The following is a 16799-nucleotide window of genomic DNA, read 5'->3' as shown; positions in this document are numbered from 1 at the left end:
TTAATCAATAGAACGAATGATTGATACGCTGATTAGCTGTGCCTCGGAGCCATCAGGTGCATAGACACGTATATGATAGATACCGCTGGGTAAGCGCACGCCTTGGTTGGTATAAGTGTCCCAGCGGTAGCTTTGGTCCACCGACCTCGCTTGATGTACTAGACGACCGCTAGCATCACTGATGTGGATATTTGCTCCTGCAGGCAAGCCTTCTAGGGTAATGCCGTCAGGGTGCTCGGGACGCAGTGGGTTGGGATAGGCAATAGCGCTTGGGCGCTTAGTCTGATTTTCGGGACTCGTGGCTGTTTCCAGTACATTAAGCCCAAAACCAGTGCCGATGTATAGGAGTCCTTTGCCTTCGTCTATCGCTAGGCTAAGTATACGATTGTCTAGAAGAGGGCTGTTGTCCTTGTGGTAGTGTCGTAGCACTTGGAGCCCATCTTCCGAGATCAGATACAGACCATTGCTCTCGGTGCCTAGCCATTTACGGTTCATCGCATCAACTGCGATGGTGGTGATGGGAACGTTGTCTAGCACATAAAACAAATTTGGGGCTTCTCCTCCAATAGGTCTAGATACCGTAGGAGGACGAGAGGCTTGAGGTGTGCGTCCGGGGTTGAGTACAGAGAAATAGCCTATGTTGGAGCCAACCCATAGAATGCCTCTACGGTCTAGAGCCAATGCTGTTAGCTTAGAGAAGCTAACACTACGCCCACTTAGCTCTGTCATGGTAGAGTAGTGCGCCGAGGCGTCGTCCGAGAGATCGTCTGTACCATGATCTCGATAGACGAATACGCCCTCGCCGTGGTCGGACTTGTGACTGTCAAGCAACCACTTTGTGCCGTTTGGTAAGACAATATGCGTGTGAAAAGAGTTAGTTCCCCTTATCGCAGGATAGTCATACGCATACCACTTGCCCTCTGGGCTCATGCGAGAGATAGCGCTGATGCCCATTCCTTCGGCTCCGCCTTGGGCCATCCACAGGTTGCCTCGTCTGTCGTAGGTGAGACTTCCGACACGCACATAGTGTGGAGAGCCTAGGACGGCTGAGGCCAATGTGCTATTCTCTTCGTGGAAGCGGTTCACGAGCTTACCGTTGTAGAATTCGTACAACCCCTCGCCCCAACTAGCCACATAGTAGTGGCTAGCCTCTCCGTCTTTGTGTGGTAATATATCTATTGGGTCAAGAAAGGGAACACCGGATTGAGCTTCGACATCTGTATTTAGTAGGGCTGACCAATGTTTGCCGTCAAATAGCTGCACAACGCCTTGAGTTCGGAAACGATCTGTTCCTCGTCCGCCATTGACGGTATAGAGGTGTTTGCCTTTGTGCTTCATCGCATAGAAGACATTCGAGGCTGGCCCTTCTATTGTAGGCTTCAGCATTTGCCGATCCCAAGCATCGCCCGTACGTCTAAAATGGGCTATCTCACTGCCACCTGTTGCCTGCCAGATATGTCCTTTCTGGACGCTCCCAGTTGGCAAAAAGTCGCCAAAGGAGGCACCAATGAGGCGTACGTTAAGATCTTCGCTTACCGAAAAGATAGAGGAACTCGAGAGCACGAAGAGCTCAGTGTCACTGGGGATTAATTTCGTGATCTTGGCTTCGTGGGGTAATATCTTAGCTCTCTGTTCTTGCAGATGGTAGAGAATACCATCTGTTGCGAGCCCTATGAGTGTGGTACCAGCATAGCCAATAGCCTGCCATTTGGCCTTTTTGTTCTCGGGTTGTAGTGTTACCGATCGCCAAAGGCTAGGGTCTTGTAGGTTATCTGCGAGCAGGCCTATCTTTATGTTCGATCCCTCTACGCAGGCAATCTGCTTGCCATCGGTGCTGATTGCAATTGAGTTGATAGGACGATTGCTCCTGTACGTTGCCTCGATCTGTCCACGGGCGACATTGAGTTGTATAATGCCGAGCTCGCCTGCTAGCCAAGCTCTCTCTCCATAGATGCTAATCTGGTATAAGGCTCGGCGTGTCATTTGGTTGGAGGTCTTGAGCGCATCTATATGCTCTATTCCCTTGCTGGAGAGTAGATCTATCCCTCCAGAAGTGTAGTAAATAATTAAGCGCTTGGCCGCAGCGCACCATGCGATTTGGCTGATCCCAACATCGCTTAGCCCATTTGCTCTATCATAGAGGTCTACTTGGTCGGCATTGTCCAGTCCGATTGAGTAGAGACTACCGTCTGCGACGGCAAACAAATGCTTCTCGGCAGCGGCAATACTCGTCGTATGCTTGCGTACTACCCAAGTTTGCCAAATACTTTCCTGCCCAGAGAGCAACAGTGGGAAACTGAGCATTAGGGCAAGAATTAGTTTGCGCATAGGTACTCGGCTAATGAAGTTACAGCCTTGGCTCTGTGGCTTATTTTGTTTTTAATCGTTTCCCCGAGGCTTGCGAAGGTCTGATCGTAGCCCTCTGGGCGAAAAACAGGGTCGTACCCAAAGCCTGTAGTACCCTCTCTCTGCTCGATAATCTCTCCTCGGACGCAGCCCTCGAATAGATGCTCCCCATTATCGTCTATCAAAGCAATTACCGTGCGGAAAGCTGCAAGGCGAGGAGTCGGGGTACCCTCCAGTTCTCCTAGAAGCTTGATGATATTGTCTTCGGGGCTACAATGCTCCCCAGCATAGCGAGCAGAGTAGACGCCGGGAGCACCTCCAAGGACCTCAACCTCTAGCCCAGTATCATCGGCAAAGCAATATAGTCCGTACTTATCGTATATGTAGCGAGCCTTGATGAGGGCATTCCCCTCGAGCGTGTCGGCTGTTTCTGCTATATCATCGTTACAGCCGATGTCATTGAGGCTAATAACCTCCACTTGCCCTGCCAAGATCCCACGTATCTCATCCAACTTGTGTGCGTTATTCGTCGCAAACACTAGTTTTTTCATTACTTTTGTTTATGGAGTTTTGTATCTTAAACCAACAAATTATACTTGCCTAAGTGGAGCAAAAAACCAAAAAGTTAGGCAGACAAATATAACTATTAAAGATGGATATCGAACAAATTAGGGACTTCTACCTCAAGTTGGATTACGTATCCGAGAGCTTTCCTTTCGATGATACAGTCTTAGTTTTTAAGGTTGGGAGCAAGATGTTTGGCTATATTCCCTTAGACAGAGAAGAGCCCTATATCTGCCTCAAGTGCGATCCTGATCGAGCCATTGATCTCAGGGCGCACTATGATGCGATTGAGCCAGCCTACCATATGAATAAGGTACATTGGAATGGCCTACATCTACGTCGTGGCCTACCCAGAGAGCTCGTTCTTGATCTGGTGCAGCACTCCTACGATCTAGTTTGGCGTGGTCTGACCAAAAAAGAGCGTGAACGCCTAAAGAGTACAGCCTCTAATCCATAGAACAGTTACACAGAATACATACGGAACTATTATGACGACAGACAGATTTCTCTTCCTAGACGAAGCGGCTAGCACCAATAGTTATCTCATGGAAATGCTCCAGCAGGATCGTAATCTACCACAACTATTCGCTGTAGTTGCTCGTAACCAAACTCAGGGGCGTGGCCAGAGAGGTAATTCGTGGTACACCTCGGCAGGCAAGAACCTTACATTCTCTTTTCTAATACGCAACGGTTACATTGCTCCGCAGGACCAGTATGCCGTAAGTGAGTTAGTGGCCTACGGTCTGCTCAAAACTATCGCACGCTACCTTGACGAAGATCAAGCCTATAAGCTCAAGATCAAGTGGCCCAACGATATCTACTACGAAGATAAAAAGATCGCAGGTATCCTTATTGAGCACAGTATCACGGGCGAGCAGATAGATTACTCTGTAGCGGGCATTGGCCTCAATCTCAATGAAGAGTCTTTCCCAGCAGATATACCTAACCCTATATCACTTAAACAGATTACAGGAGAGAGCTACGACCCAGACGAAGTACTTCGCCGTCTGATGAAGCGTTACGGCTTTATGATTGAGGAGTTTCTTCTTGGGAACTATGCGGAGGTGCACCGTGAATACATGCGTCGCCTCTATCGCCGACGAGGTTTGCACCCGTTTACAGATACCCAAGGTCACTTCTTGGCTTCAATCAAAGATGTACTCCCTACCGGGCAGATTGTCTTGCAGAGAGAGGACGGTGCGGAGTCTACTTATGCCTTCAAGGAGATACAGTTCGATGCTGAGTAAGCCCGACCTTGCATTTATCCGATCGCTCAGCAAAGCCTCCGAGCGCAAGGTGCATAATCTCTTCGTCGCCGAGGGGATCAAGCTTGTTCATGATATGCTTGGCAGCTTTGCCTGCGCACTGCTTATTGTCAAGCCCAAGGAGTATAATCTATTGAGTAAGCGTATAGGCGAGCTGCCCCTAGAGCTACGCCCTGAGAGTTGCGAAGTAGTAAGCGATAGCTTCGATTTCTCCAAGATTAGCTCTCTCAAGTCACCTCAGGCTACTCTAGCTCTGTTTCATCTGCCAGAGCTCAGTGTAGAGCGCTTGTATGCTTCCCAAGAGTTAGTATTGCTTCTAGATAATGTACAAGATCCCGGCAATCTAGGTACAATCATTCGTACAGCAGACTGGTTCGGTATTGGCGATGTCGTGCTCAGCTCTGGGTGTGCTAATCCATTCTCTCCAAAGGTAGTACAAGCCACAATGGGGGCACTCTGTAGAGTGCATACTCCTAGGCTACAAGGTGACACTAGAGATTTTCTTGCACATTACCGAGGGCTAGTCTATGGAACCTTTCTAGACGGGGAACCCATCTATCAAATGGGGTTGTCTACCGACATTCCCGACGGACAACTCCTCGTCATGGGGAATGAAGGGAATGGCATTAGTCCAGAAGTTAAACCCTATATCTCAAAGCGCATCTATATCCCACCTTATTCGTCCGATGGTATGGGGAGCGAGTCTCTCAATGTAGCCATAGCTACAGCGATCTGCTTGTCAGAGTTTAGGCGAGGGGTAATGAAATGAGCAAAGGGGCTATGGCAAAATTCACTTTTGCCATAGCCCCTTTTTAGGTATTTCAGAATACGTAAGATGGAAGGCCCCAAGCCCGAGGTTTGAGGGAGCATACTGGTGTATCTGACCCCAACTGATGGCCGAGCCCATGCAGAGCAAATGTCGTAAGTAGCATTGCAGTTCCACGCACGATGCATTCCTCTATTTATGAGCCCTAGTCTATTACCTCAAATTGCTCTAGAGATAGATAGCTTCCGTCCCAGACTGCGTACGAGTTGTAGCGTAGCCAGTCGCCAAGTATTATTACTCGTTTGTCGTTGCGTAGCGCCATATCGAGCATCAGGTGTCGATGCCCAAAAAGGAAATAATCAACCTCGGGTATCTCTTGGCTATACTCCTTGGCCTTGGTGACGAGTAGCTCCTTCTCGACGTCGAAGTACTCGTTGTGGTAGGCGTGGGGGATACGCCCGATAGTTTGGAGCTGCAGTCCTCTACGCCGGCTGCGTAGAGAGAGCGACTCGGCTAGTCCTACCGTCCAGCGAGGGTGAACAGCTGCATAGAGGGCTCTGCAAATGCGCGACCTAAAGATATGGTAAATCAAACGATCCTTCCAGTTCTCTTGACTGTATTCTTCGTCGCCATGGGCAAGGCGGAAGGTCTTGCCCATAAGCTGTACGATCTCTGCTCTATGATGAATGGTGGCACCAATCTCTCGTGGTAGATAGTCGGCGAACCAAACGTCGTGATTGCCTGCGAAGAAGTGAATTTCTATACCCTCATCGCTCATCAGTCCAAGTAGTCCGAGGAAGCGAACATAACCCTGAGGAACAACCTTGCGGTACTCGAACCAATAGTCAAATATATCTCCAAGGAAATAAACTGCCCGAGCCGAGGGGCGCACAGACTCAAGCCACCGCACGAGCCGTCGCTCTACTGCCATAGGATCTGCGTGATAGCCCGAGCCGAGGTGCACATCACTGACGAAGTAGATCTTGTCCCTTGTCACAGCCAACGCCCTAGAGGAAACCTAACTCGAGGAGGGCTTCCTCGCTCATCATATCCTTATTCCACTCGGGCTCGAAGGTCAGCTCCACGGCTACGCCCGTTACTCCATCTACATATTCGGTTTTCATCTTCACGTCCTCGACGATGAAGTCTGCCGCAGGGCAGTTGGGGGCGGTGAGGGTCATTGTGATGGTGACGAACTTGTTATCGTCTACATCTACATTGTAGATTAGTCCCAAATCATAGACATTGACAGGGATTTCGGGGTCATATACAGTACGTAGCATGGCCACGATCTGCTCTTCCATTTCTAGATATTGATTGCTCATTGTTGTCGCTAATTGATTGATGAATGAGGCGCAAACTTATCCTAAATCCACAAAATAGACAAAAGCCTACACTGGTCGAAGCCAGAGTAGACCAAGGATAATAAGTGCTAGGACGAAAACGTTGCGAGCCGTAAGGGCTAGAGTTCTATTGAGCGCCTCCCCTTCGCTTCTCTGCAAGGACCTATGTGCTTGCAAGAAAGATAGTATGTAAATCTGTAGTAGTACCCAAGACCATGTAGAGAAGAGCGGGTAGAGTAGTCCCATAGCCAGCAAACCATTGGTCATGTAGAGTCTGGGGGCGAAATCTCGCCCGAAGCGTACGACTATAGTGCGCTTGCCGGTTTGGCTATCTTCGGCGTAGTCCCTATAGTTATTGACCAAGAGGATATTGGCACTGGCTAGACCAATAGCCGTAGCCAGATGCCACAGCGTAGAGTCTAGAGGATCTCCGCCGAGTATATAGTAGCTCGTGACTACTGGTACCCAGCCGAAAAAGATCAGTACGGCTACCTCGCCAAGACCATTGTACGAGAGAGGATAGGGACCGCCCGAGTAAGCAAAAATGCCAAGCACAATAGCCAAGCCTACTAGCAGTAGCCACCAAGAGGACATCGCTATGAGTGAGAGGCCGCAAGTCAATAGCACCACTAGGCTGACGGCTAGAGCAGCTCTGACCTCTCCCAGACTGATGAGCCCCTTACTCAGAGGGCGTAGTGGTCCTGTTCTGTACTCTGTATCCGCTCCACGCTTATAGTCAATCAGATCGTTAGCGATATTGCTGGCGATTTGTGCGCTGACGGCTAGCAAGATTAGGAGTACTGAGATGAGCCAGCTCGAGTGACTTTGGCTATAGGCGTAGCCGATGGCCACGAGTACCGACGATAGCCCAGAGAAGAGTGTCTTGGGGCGAAGTAGACCAAGCCAAAGCTGAGGTCTGGAGTAAGTGCTCATACCCTAGGGCTTAGACTGTCTTATTGTTGGCTCAAAGAGATGCTCATTTAGGGCAAGCAGAGCTTTGCGTTTATCCTCGGCATCTACCAGTACAGATAGATTGTAGTCGCTACCGCCGTAGGAGATCATCAAGACTGGTACTTCCCTCAGTGCGTATAGGATTTGTGCCTCGAAACCTACATTCTCCCATTCCATATCGCCTACCACACACACGATAGTCAGGTTGTGCTCTAGCTCTAGAGTGCCAAGAGCCTCGAGCTCGGCGATGAACTCAGGAGTCAGCCTGCCACGCTCCACAGCAAGCGAAACGGCTACCTCAGCGGAGGCTACCATATCAATGGGGATACGGTAGTGCTCGAAGAGACCGAAAACCTTACTCATAAAGCTCCAAGGCGTCATCTGATGGCTGGAGCGTAGACGTATCATTGTTAGCTCGTCCTTGGCTGCCACGGCCTTGATCAGATCCTTGTCTGTATCTGTGGAGATAAGTGTGCCGGGAGCCTCGGGGGCTAACGTATTAAGCAGTCGAACGGGGATAGACTTAGCTTGTGCAGGCTTGATGCAAGTTGGGTGGAGGATTTTAGCACCGAAGTAGGCCAGCTCGGCTGCCTCCTCGAAGCGGAGGCGACGGACGGGAGCCGTAGCCTCAACGAAGCGAGGGTCATTGTTGTGCATGCCGTCAATATCCGTCCAGATCTGAATCTCATCGACCTCTAAGGCTGCCCCGACGAGCGAGGCGGTGTAGTCGCTACCCCCACGTTGTAGGTTGTCGATATCGCCGAAAGCATTGCGGCAGATGTACCCCTCGGTGATGAATAGCTTAGTGTCTTTGGGGGCCTTGTCTATGATAGCACGCAGATGCTCTCTGATGTAGTCTTCGTCTGGCTCTGCATTTTTGTCTGTACGCATATACTCCAGAGCTGGTAGCCCCACGGCCTTGTAGCCACGATCGGCAAGGTGCCCAAGCATCATCGCTGTGCTCAGTAGCTCGCCTCGCGCTAGTATCTTTTTCTCGTCGAAGAGAGTAAAATTCTCCACGTAACAGATCTGCTCGAGGAAAAAGAACGTTTCATTCACTATGGTCCAGTTACGGTCATAGCTCGCAGGATCGGGGAAGAGAGCCTGCGTTTCGATCTCATACTTACGTTTGAGCTTGGTAAGCATCATCAGGGCCTCGTGCCTATGACGTGCTACAAGCTGTCTACTTATCTCCACGAGCATATTGGTAGTGCCAGCCATGGCCGATAGCACGACTAGCTTAGGCTCTGAGGTAGATGTTATCAAATCAGCGACGTGTCTGATGCGCTCTGCGGAGGCAACCGATGTGCCTCCAAATTTCATAACCTTCAACGAAGTAATTCTTTATGTTGTGAAATGATCAATGATTCCAGCGGTAATTACTCTAGCGCAGCGAGCTAATATCTAAGATGCGAGCGGGGAAGCGTTGTATGACCGATAGGTTGTGCGTGGCCATCAAGACGGCTGCGTTAGTTTCTTGTGCAAGGCGATGTAGGAGCTCCGTAATGGCGACACCACTATCTGGGTCCAAGTTACCCGTAGGCTCATCGGCCAGTAGCATACGGGGCCGACCAAGCAAGGCTCGGGCAATAGCGGTGCGTTGCTGCTCCCCCCCCGAGAGTTCTTGAGGGTACTTATAGCCCTTGGTTTCTAGGCCTACGTCTGAGAGGACCTGCTCGATGCGCTCACGGCGCTCTTGTCCTCGCTTGACCCCTAGGGCGCATAGGACGATGTCTAAGTTATCGTACACTGTTCTGTCCTGTAGTAGCTGGAAGTCTTGGAATACGATACCAAGGCTGCGTCTAAGCTCTGGGATTTGGCGCTTCTTGAGGCGTGTGAGGTCGAAGTCGAATAGCCGAGCCACCTCCCCTTGTACGGGTACATCTGCATAGATTGTCTTGAGTAGAGTGCTCTTGCCTGTCCCGACTGCTCCAGTCAGATAAACAAACTCCCCGGCCTCTACCTGCAGATCAAATTGGTCAAACAAGATATGTTCGTTACGACAGATCTGTGTTTTCTTATATTCCAAAACTACATCTCGCTCGCTCATAATTCATCTATAATTAGCTTACAAACTTACACAAAACTCTTCAGATTTGAGCAGTTTGTTCTCCCTATGGCTATCAAAAAGGGCGTGACAAAGCCTCCCTTCGCCACGCCCTTGCATACTGTATTATCCCCTGTTCTAGAGCATACGTTGGCTACGCTGTATGAAGCGAGCCAGTGCCTCGCCCGTCAGTAGTCCACTCCCCAGTAGAGCTAGATCTACCAGTTGACCGACTAGGTCGTTGCCAGCGCCATAGGCCTTGAGTTCGTTCTTGATCGCTCCCTCTAGCTCGGCTTGCTTGTAGGCTAGATCCTCAAGCGCCTGCTTGTCTGCTGCTGGTATCTCCTCGTCTTTCTTGCCTTCTTGCTCCTTGCGTGCAGCCTCTACCTCGGCCGTCTTGGCTGCTAGTTCATCTCGCTTAGCTTGCAGACCTACTTCGATAGCCTGAGCTTCGTCGTCGAGGATACGGCGTACGAGCGGGTGATCGGCGTTGAGTACTACATTGTAGCTCTCTGGCATCTCACCATAGAAGCTCATACCCGGTTGCATCTTGGCCATCTCCTGCATACGGCGCATGAACTCGGCCTGAGTGATCAGTACGGCATCAGCCTCTGCCCCCATAGACTCGATAGCTACATGGTAGAGCTTTTTCTCCTGCTCGGGTAGACGACCTGCGAAGATCTGCTCCAGACGAGCCTGCTCCTCGCTAGTTAGGGCGATAGCCTTGGCGTCCTCTTTCACGATGAGTTTAGCTACAGAGTCTGAGTCTACACGCACGAAGCGTACCTTCTCGAGCTTCTGCTCCAGTTGTCCTACGGCATGCACATCTAGAGGACCGTCCATCAGCAGCACTGAGTAGCCCTTGGCTTCGGCTCTCTGTATGTGGCTGTATAGTGCATCTTTGTTGTCGGCGTAGAGGATCACGAGCTGACCATCTTTGTCTGTCTGCTCAGCTTCGACGAGGGTGCGGTATTCCTCGATTGTGAACTTCTTGCCTGCTACGTCGGTCAGTAGTACGAACTTCTGAGCTCGGTCGTAGAACTTCTCGTCGCTCAGCATACCATACTGTACGAAGATCTTGAGGCTATCCCACTTCTCCTCGAAGAGAGGGCGATCGTTTCGGAATATTTCGTCTAGACGATCGGCCACTTTCTTGGTGATGTGATTAGAGATCTTCTTAACCTGAGCATCACTCTGCAGATAAGAGCGTGATACGTTGAGCGGAATATCTGGCGAGTCGATCACTCCATGCAGGAGCGTCAGATACTCAGGTACGATACCCTCTACCTCCTCGGTGACGAAAACTTGGTTGCAATAGAGCTGTATCTTATTGCGCTGTAGCTCCATCTGATTTTTGATCTTAGGGAAGTACAGAATCCCCGTAAGGTTGAAGGGGTAGTCTACGTTGAGATGAATCCAGAAGAGGGGCTCCTCCATATTCATTGGGTAGAGCTGACGGTAGAAGGCTTTGTAGTCCTCGTCCTTCAGTTCGCTAGGCTTCTTGGTCCATGCAGGGTGGGTATCGTTGATTTGGTTGTCCTCATCTGTGTCCTGCATCTTGCCATCCTTCCATTCTTGTTTTTTGCCAAAAACGACGGGTATAGTGAGGAACTTGCAGTACTTGTTGAGCAGAGCCTCTAGGCGTGACTTCTCTAGAAACTCCTTGCTCTCATCGTCTATGTAGAGGACAATATCCGTACCACGATCGGCTTTATCTACCTCTTCTATTGTATACTCGGGCGATCCGTCGCAGCTCCACTTGACCGCTTGAGCTCCCTCACGGTGGCTCTTGGTGATGAGGTCTACATGCTTAGCTACCATGAAGGAAGAGTAGAAACCTAGACCGAAGTGCCCGATGATGGCGAGCTTATCGTCCTTGTACTTGTCTAGAAACTCCTCTGCGCTAGAGAAAGCAATCTGATTGATATACTTGTCTACTTCCTCTGCCGTCATGCCGATACCGCGGTCGCTCACCGTGATGGTGCCAGCCTCGGCGTCTACGGAAATCGTTACCTTGAGGTCGCCTATCTCTCCCTTGAACTCGCCAGCAGAACTCAAGGCCTTGAGTTTCTGCGAGGCGTCTACTGCGTTGCTGACTAGCTCACGCAGAAAAATATCGTGTTCGCTGTAGAGAAATTTTTTGATGACGGGGAAGATGTTCTCGCTCGTTACCCCAATCTTACCTTGTTTGCTCATACTTTCGTTCTATTTTAATATTGTATTTGTTGTCTGGGCAAGGTAAGCGCAAACACGATGCCAACGGGAGGTATGTGTCAATATGTCATAGTATAGATGTCAGTAGCTGCTGTTCCGGCACGTCAAGTAGGGTAGGTGGAGAAGAGTAGACGCATCGAGTCTAGAGTAATCCCAGCAGGTGATGAATGATGTATCTAGAGTGGCAGAGGCGTAGCGGGAGATGTTGAGGGCTAGCCTTGGAGAATGGACGTAGCGGTGCGCTACTAGATCGAATTATTTTGAGCTCCCCAAAATTTAGATTTTAGGCCAAGTTTCAGAATGTTGGTGGGAAAATATCTGTGTGCTTGGGGTGTAAAAGTGTAGATCTCGTATTTGCCCCCTAGAAGGCCCTGTATTACGTTGGGCTATGTTTGGGGGCTTACCCCTCCAGCAGTTGCAAAGGGTAGTCTAAAGAGAGGTTTTTATATCTATTTGTTAATCAGTATTGTGTGTTATTTCTTTAGGCGGCTTTATGGCTCCATAGTGCACTTTCGAGGTATTTCTTCCCATCAATCTTTATGGGTTGGTGGACACATCGCAGAGGATTAGTCCATCAATCCCTCAAGATCTTCCCATCAATTCTTCTTGTTCCTTTGGAGAGCCTTAACGGAATGCTTGGTCATACGATCAAATTTGGGAGTTATTTTGTTTGTATTCTTTAACAAATAAAGTAGGAGAATGAGATGCCGGTTGGGTGCTCTATCGGGGTATAGTGCGTGCTATGTTGGGGGCTGGGCAGGGCTATTGCTTGCGATGCATGGTGCTCTACTACCAGAGAGTTCCTCTTCCCTATGGATAGATTGGGGTTGTTATGGCGCCTAATCTCCTTGTATTTCTGGAGAGAAGTGTATATCTTCGTGTGTTGAGCCATTTACCGATCAAGTCGTACGATATTTAGTGATCACATCGTTCATCTAGTTACTCTGTAAATCATGCAACAGGACTCCACTCAGGCGCACTTCTCCAATCATCAAATTCCGTTGGAGTCTGTAGATCAGCTCTCTCAGATCTCTTTTAGCCCATTACTCCCTCGTTATATTCAGGTTATCCGTATCAACTTCGTTTTGCTGTGGTTCTTGGGGGCAGTTGTGTTTGCAGTAGTATTGGCGATAGTTGAGTTGGAGCTCTCGGCTCTTCTGTGGTTACTGTTAGCTTTGGGCACTCTGTGGTGTTTAAGTTTGGGGATTAGTCTGTGGGCAATCTCTTTGAGCTTCTCACGCAGAGGCTATGCCGTTCGTGAGCATGATATTAGTCATCGCTCGGGTGTGTTTTTCGTCAAGACCGAGACAATCCCCCTTGATCGTGTGCAGCAGGTCAGTCTATCTCAGAGTCCTATAGCTCGCTTGCTCGATTTCTATACTGTGGAGGTAGATGCGGCAGGCGGTGCTTCTTGCCGTATCAGAGGCCTAGAGGCGAGTGAGGCGGAGGCACTACGTGACCATATTTTGTCCCAGATACGCCATGACTACTAGCTACGATTTTAGTCAGAGGAGTAGGCTAGGTCGCACTGCGATGCTGGCGATGTTTCTGGAGTTTTGCTATGGGTATATTTGGCTCATAGCCCTCTTCCTATTGGGGCTTGTGAGCGGAGTGTTTGATGTCGATATGGCTGGTTGGTCATATTGGCTACTCGTGCTGTTCTTACCGCTGGATCTCGTGAGGGCTATTTGGCTTGCTTGCAGTACTCAGTTTTGGGTAGAAGGCGGTATGCTACATGTTGAGCGTAATTTTTTCTTTCGTCGAGAGGCATGCACCATTCCTATAGATCGTATTCATAGCCTAAGATCTAGGGTTAATCTCCTCTATCGTGCCCTAGATCTAGAGGGCTTGGTGCTAGATAGCGTCGCTAGTATGAAGGAGGAGGTTACACTGATCTTGCCCAACAAACAAGCCGAAGCTCTGCGTCAATGGGTAAACCAGCAGGAGCATCTGCTCGACTCTGAGTTCGACTCCTCGGCCGAGATCTTAGCTGCAGACTGCCCAGTGGGCGTATCGGCCCATCTTGCGGAAGTTGCATCTGTGGCTCTGAGTTTCTCCTCGATAGACAAGTCTTCTGCACAGATGACTACTGAAGAGCAGTGCTGGAGCTATCGCTACTCGCTTCGGCAGATTATTTTGGGGGCCTTGATGCAAAATCATTTGCGAGGCCTCGTCTATATTTGGTTTATCTTCTCTTTTGTCTTCGACACAATCTCCGACTTAGACCTAGGTTTCTCCCCAGATACCTTAGCTCCAGATGCGGTAGGGTGGCTCGAGAGTCAGGTTGAGGTTGTCGAGCATGGGTCGCAGATAATATCATTTTTACTTATTCTTTTGGCTGGGTATGTAATTAGTGTGCTGCTACTGGTCGGTCGTCATATCTATCTCAATTATCATGCAGAGATTAAGGTTTGGGGCAATCGTGTTGAGTGGACTGGAGGTTTGGTTACGACGATGTATAAGAAAATTCGCTTCTCCAAGATTATCACCTTTACTATTAAAAGGAATTATCTAGAGCGGATCTTCAATACTTCTTCTGTGTGTCTTGGGGTTGCGGATTATGCCCTCGATACCGAGCAGCGAGAGGCTGGGCTAATTAACTTGAATGCCTTCGATGATTACGATCGTTTGCTTCATCATTGGGGAGGTGGTAGAGAGTGGATTATCCCTAAGCTACATGCCCGAGTGGGGCTTTTCTATACTCGATTGTCTTTTTGGTTAATCGTGTCTGTCTGTGCATCAGCCTTGCTTTGGGATTTCGGGAGTGCGCTAGCAGGAACTGTGGTTGGGATATTGCTATTGTTTGTTGGAGCTCTGCGTAGCTATGGTATATATAGGTATAGTGGTGTAGCTGCAACTGATCGACATCTTGTTGTTTCTAGTGGTGCATTAGCTGAGATTGATACTTGGATCCTCATCGAGCGGGTAGAGCGTATGCGTATCACTCAAGCTCCTTGGCAGAGGTATACTAATGCGTGTGCGCTCAAAATCGATACGATGGGGCGTGACTTTGTGCTAAGATCGCTTGACAAGACTGAGGTGGAGCACCTCATTGAGGTCTGGATTTACCTCTCCAAGTCTTCTCGTGAGAGGCCCGTGTAGCTGAACAGTAGGGGAGGGAGAGTCGATATAGGCAAAGCAATAAAGGAAATGTCTGGCGTTAGATGAGAAATTTTTCTTGGGTTCTAATTATTTGATATTTATTGTTTTGTTTGTGTTTTAGTGGAGTGTGGTAAAAATATTTTGCTGTAATATTTGGTTTGTAATAAAGTTTTGCTCTANTATTGTTTTGTTTGTGTTTTAGTGGAGTGTGGTAAAAATATTTTGCTGTAATATTTGGTTTGTAATAAAGTTTTGCTCTATCTTTGCAACCGCAAACGAGACAGATAGCGCCTCTCGAGCGAGTGGGGCGGTTTCGGGAGAAAAAACTTAAGATAGCTTGAGCGGGGTGGCCTGCGAAAAGCGACTGAAGAGATCTTTGAGATATTTGATATTGACAATTACAGAAGTGTAGTACAAGAACGTTTAGAAACAGATCTAACCGTCAATTTATTACAGGGGATTCAGTAAATTAATTAGGCAACATCCTAAGGGCGTTAAAACAGAAACAAACAAATCAAAAATATGACAGTGAAGAGTTTGATCCTGGCTCAGGATGANATTCAGTAAATTAATTAGGCAACATCCTAAGGGCGTTAAAACAGAAACAAACAAATCAAAAATATGACAGTGAAGAGTTTGATCCTGGCTCAGGATGAACGCTAGCGATAGGCTTAACACATGCAAGTCGAGGGGCAGCATGAACTTAGCTTGCTAAGTTTGATGGCGACCGGCGCACGGGTGCGTAACGCGTATGCAACTTGCCTCGTAGAGGGGGATAACCCGTTGAAAGACGGACTAATACCGCGTATGCTCACAAGGTCGCATGATCATGTGAGGAAAGAATTTTGCTACGAGATAGGCATGCGTCCCATTAGCTAGTTGGTGAGGTAACGGCTCACCAAGGCAACGATGGGTAGGGGAACTGAGAGGTTGAACCCCCACACTGGTACTGAGACACGGACCAGACTCCTACGGGAGGCAGCAGTGAGGAATATTGGTCAATGGGCGGGAGCCTGAACCAGCCAAGTCGCGTGAAGGATGAAGGTCTTATGGATTGTAAACTTCTTTTATAGGGGAATAACGGCTAGCACGTGTGCTAGATTGAATGTACCCTATGAATAAGCATCGGCTAACTCCGTGCCAGCAGCCGCGGTAATACGGAGGATGCGAGCGTTATCCGGATTTATTGGGTTTAAAGGGTGCGTAGGTGGCTTGTTAAGTCAGCGGTGAAAGGTTCGAGCTCAACTTGGACATTGCCGTTGAAACTGGCGAGCTTGAGTGTAGATGAGGTAGGCGGAATGCATGGTGTAGCGGTGAAATGCTTAGATATCATGCAGAACTCCGATTGCGAAGGCAGCTTACTAAGGTACAACTGACACTGAAGCACGAAAGCGTGGGTATCAAACAGGATTAGATACCCTGGTAGTCCACGCAGTAAACGATGATTACTGGGCGTATGCGATATACAGTATGCTCCTGAGCGAAAGCGTTAAGTAATCCACCTGGGGAGTACGCCGGCAACGGTGAAACTCAAAGGAATTGACGGGGGCCCGCACAAGCGGAGGAACATGTGGTTTAATTCGATGATACGCGAGGAACCTTACCCGGGATTGAAATGTAGATGACATATGGTGAAAGCCGTTTTCCCTTCGGGGCATCTATGTAGGTGCTGCATGGTTGTCGTCAGCTCGTGCCGTGAGGTGTCGGCTTAAGTGCCATAACGAGCGCAACCCCTGTCCTTGGTTGCCATCAGGTAATGCTGGGAACTCCGAGGAGACTGCCGTCGTAAGGCGTGAGGAAGGTGGGGATGACGTCAAATCAGCACGGCCCTTACATCCGGGGCGACACACGTGTTACAATGGGGAGGACAAAGGGCAGCTACTGGGCGACCAGATGCGAATCTCTAAACCTCTTCACAGTTCGGATTGGAGTCTGCAACTCGACTCCATGAAGCTGGATTCGCTAGTAATCGCGCATCAGCCATGGCGCGGTGAATACGTTCCCGGGCCTTGTACACACCGCCCGTCAAGCCATGGGAGTCTGGAGTACCTAAAGTCCGTAACCGCGAGGGTCGGCCTAGGGTAATACAGGTGACTGGGGCTAAGTCGTAACAAGGTAGCCGTACCGGAAGGTGCGGCTGGAACACCTCCTTTCTGGAGACCTTTAGGTTAGACTGGTTAAGGGATTCTTTGTAGATGGTT

Annotated in this window: 13 protein-coding genes and 1 rRNA gene; 6 read left to right on the top strand and 8 right to left on the bottom strand. The window is 49.2% G+C overall.

The window, feature by feature from the left end; translation table 11 throughout:
* Both HQ48_RS01945 and HQ48_RS01940 read right to left on the bottom strand, forming a co-directional pair.
* Nucleotides 1-2328, bottom strand: coding sequence for a hypothetical protein (locus HQ48_RS01945; RefSeq protein ID WP_152568287.1), 2328 nt, complete (start codon nucleotides 2326-2328; stop codon nucleotides 1-3).
* Nucleotides 2316-2897, bottom strand: a complete 582-nt coding sequence (locus HQ48_RS01940) for a non-canonical purine NTP diphosphatase (protein WP_044231446.1) — start codon at nucleotides 2895-2897, stop codon at nucleotides 2316-2318. Before HQ48_RS01940 ends, HQ48_RS01945 begins: the two co-directional genes overlap by 13 nt.
* Nucleotides 2898-2998: 101 nt before the next feature.
* Here HQ48_RS01940 and HQ48_RS01935 point away from each other — a divergent pair, with 101 nt between their 5' ends.
* The 3 genes from HQ48_RS01935 to HQ48_RS01925 are packed head-to-tail and all read left to right on the top strand — an operon-like array spanning nucleotide 2999 to nucleotide 4944.
* Nucleotides 2999-3367, top strand: a complete 369-nt coding sequence (locus tag HQ48_RS01935) for an MmcQ/YjbR family DNA-binding protein (protein ID WP_044231445.1) — start codon at nucleotides 2999-3001, stop codon at nucleotides 3365-3367.
* A gap of 31 nt (nucleotides 3368-3398) precedes the next feature.
* Nucleotides 3399-4157 carry a biotin--[acetyl-CoA-carboxylase] ligase gene (locus HQ48_RS01930; RefSeq protein ID WP_044231444.1) on the top strand — a complete coding sequence of 253 codons (759 nt, stop codon included), beginning with the start codon at nucleotides 3399-3401 and terminating at the stop codon, nucleotides 4155-4157.
* Nucleotides 4147-4944: an RNA methyltransferase gene (locus HQ48_RS01925; RefSeq protein WP_044231442.1), complete on the top strand. Its 798-nt coding sequence runs from the start codon at nucleotides 4147-4149 to the stop codon at nucleotides 4942-4944. Before HQ48_RS01930 ends, HQ48_RS01925 begins: the two co-directional genes overlap by 11 nt.
* A gap of 202 nt (nucleotides 4945-5146) precedes the next feature.
* On the opposite strand, the gene HQ48_RS01920 is transcribed toward HQ48_RS01925, so the two are convergent.
* From HQ48_RS01920 to htpG, 6 genes are all read right to left on the bottom strand, one after another.
* On the bottom strand, nucleotides 5147-5944 hold the full coding sequence (locus HQ48_RS01920; RefSeq protein ID WP_044187988.1) for a UDP-2,3-diacylglucosamine diphosphatase: 798 nt from the start codon (nucleotides 5942-5944) through the stop codon (nucleotides 5147-5149).
* A 4-nt stretch (nucleotides 5945-5948) separates the two neighbouring features.
* Complete coding sequence (locus HQ48_RS01915; RefSeq protein ID WP_044187985.1) at nucleotides 5949-6266, bottom strand: metal-sulfur cluster assembly factor; 318 nt, start codon at nucleotides 6264-6266, stop codon at nucleotides 5949-5951.
* A gap of 66 nt (nucleotides 6267-6332) precedes the next feature.
* Nucleotides 6333-7217: a 1,4-dihydroxy-2-naphthoate octaprenyltransferase gene (gene menA / locus HQ48_RS01910; RefSeq protein WP_044231441.1), complete on the bottom strand. Its 885-nt coding sequence runs from the start codon at nucleotides 7215-7217 to the stop codon at nucleotides 6333-6335.
* Between the two features lie 3 nt (nucleotides 7218-7220).
* Complete coding sequence (locus HQ48_RS01905; protein ID WP_044231439.1) at nucleotides 7221-8567, bottom strand: aspartate kinase; 1347 nt, start codon at nucleotides 8565-8567, stop codon at nucleotides 7221-7223.
* Nucleotides 8568-8619: 52 nt separating this feature from the next.
* The gene (locus tag HQ48_RS01900) at nucleotides 8620-9264 is read right to left on the bottom strand and encodes a cell division ATP-binding protein FtsE (protein ID WP_235300184.1); all 645 of its coding nucleotides are present in this window, start codon (nucleotides 9262-9264) and stop codon (nucleotides 8620-8622) included.
* Between the two features lie 156 nt (nucleotides 9265-9420).
* The gene (gene htpG / locus HQ48_RS01895; RefSeq protein WP_044231437.1) at nucleotides 9421-11478 is read right to left on the bottom strand and encodes a molecular chaperone HtpG; all 2058 of its coding nucleotides are present in this window, start codon (nucleotides 11476-11478) and stop codon (nucleotides 9421-9423) included.
* A gap of 971 nt (nucleotides 11479-12449) precedes the next feature.
* Here htpG and HQ48_RS01890 point away from each other — a divergent pair.
* The 3 genes from HQ48_RS01890 to HQ48_RS01880 all read left to right on the top strand — a co-directional run bounded on the left by HQ48_RS01890 (nucleotide 12450) and on the right by HQ48_RS01880 (nucleotide 16751).
* On the top strand, nucleotides 12450-12989 hold the full coding sequence (locus HQ48_RS01890; RefSeq protein ID WP_081969686.1) for a PH domain-containing protein: 540 nt from the start codon (nucleotides 12450-12452) through the stop codon (nucleotides 12987-12989).
* A complete protein-coding gene (locus HQ48_RS01885; protein WP_044231435.1) occupies nucleotides 12979-14598 on the top strand; it encodes a PH domain-containing protein in 1620 nt (539 codons plus the stop codon). The genes HQ48_RS01890 and HQ48_RS01885 overlap by 11 nt, the downstream gene beginning before the upstream one ends.
* A gap of 624 nt (nucleotides 14599-15222) precedes the next feature.
* Nucleotides 15223-16751 (top strand): 16S ribosomal RNA (locus HQ48_RS01880).
* Nucleotides 16752-16799: the final 48 nt, after the last annotated feature.

It is taken from the genome of Porphyromonas sp. COT-290 OH3588 (assembly GCF_000769075.1).
Taxonomy (GTDB): Bacteria; Bacteroidota; Bacteroidia; order Bacteroidales; family Porphyromonadaceae; genus Porphyromonas.
Note: the sequence above shows the minus strand (reverse complement) of the source record. Positions and strands in the feature narration are given on the sequence as shown.

Coding starts and splice junctions, on each gene's coding strand:
- HQ48_RS01885 (WP_044231435.1), top strand. CDS start 12,979: ATGACTACTAGCTACGATTTTAGTCAGAGGAGTAGGCTAGGTCGCACT.
- menA (WP_044231441.1), bottom strand. CDS start 7,217: ATGAGCACTTACTCCAGACCTCAGCTTTGGCTTGGTCTACTTCGCCCC.
- HQ48_RS01940 (WP_044231446.1), bottom strand. CDS start 2,897: ATGAAAAAACTAGTGTTTGCGACGAATAACGCACACAAGTTGGATGAG.
- htpG (WP_044231437.1), bottom strand. CDS start 11,478: ATGAGCAAACAAGGTAAGATTGGGGTAACGAGCGAGAACATCTTCCCC.
- HQ48_RS01945 (WP_152568287.1), bottom strand. CDS start 2,328: ATGCGCAAACTAATTCTTGCCCTAATGCTCAGTTTCCCACTGTTGCTC.
- HQ48_RS01925 (WP_044231442.1), top strand. CDS start 4,147: ATGCTGAGTAAGCCCGACCTTGCATTTATCCGATCGCTCAGCAAAGCC.
- HQ48_RS01930 (WP_044231444.1), top strand. CDS start 3,399: ATGACGACAGACAGATTTCTCTTCCTAGACGAAGCGGCTAGCACCAAT.
- HQ48_RS01915 (WP_044187985.1), bottom strand. CDS start 6,266: ATGAGCAATCAATATCTAGAAATGGAAGAGCAGATCGTGGCCATGCTA.
- HQ48_RS01890 (WP_081969686.1), top strand. CDS start 12,450: ATGCAACAGGACTCCACTCAGGCGCACTTCTCCAATCATCAAATTCCG.
- HQ48_RS01935 (WP_044231445.1), top strand. CDS start 2,999: ATGGATATCGAACAAATTAGGGACTTCTACCTCAAGTTGGATTACGTA.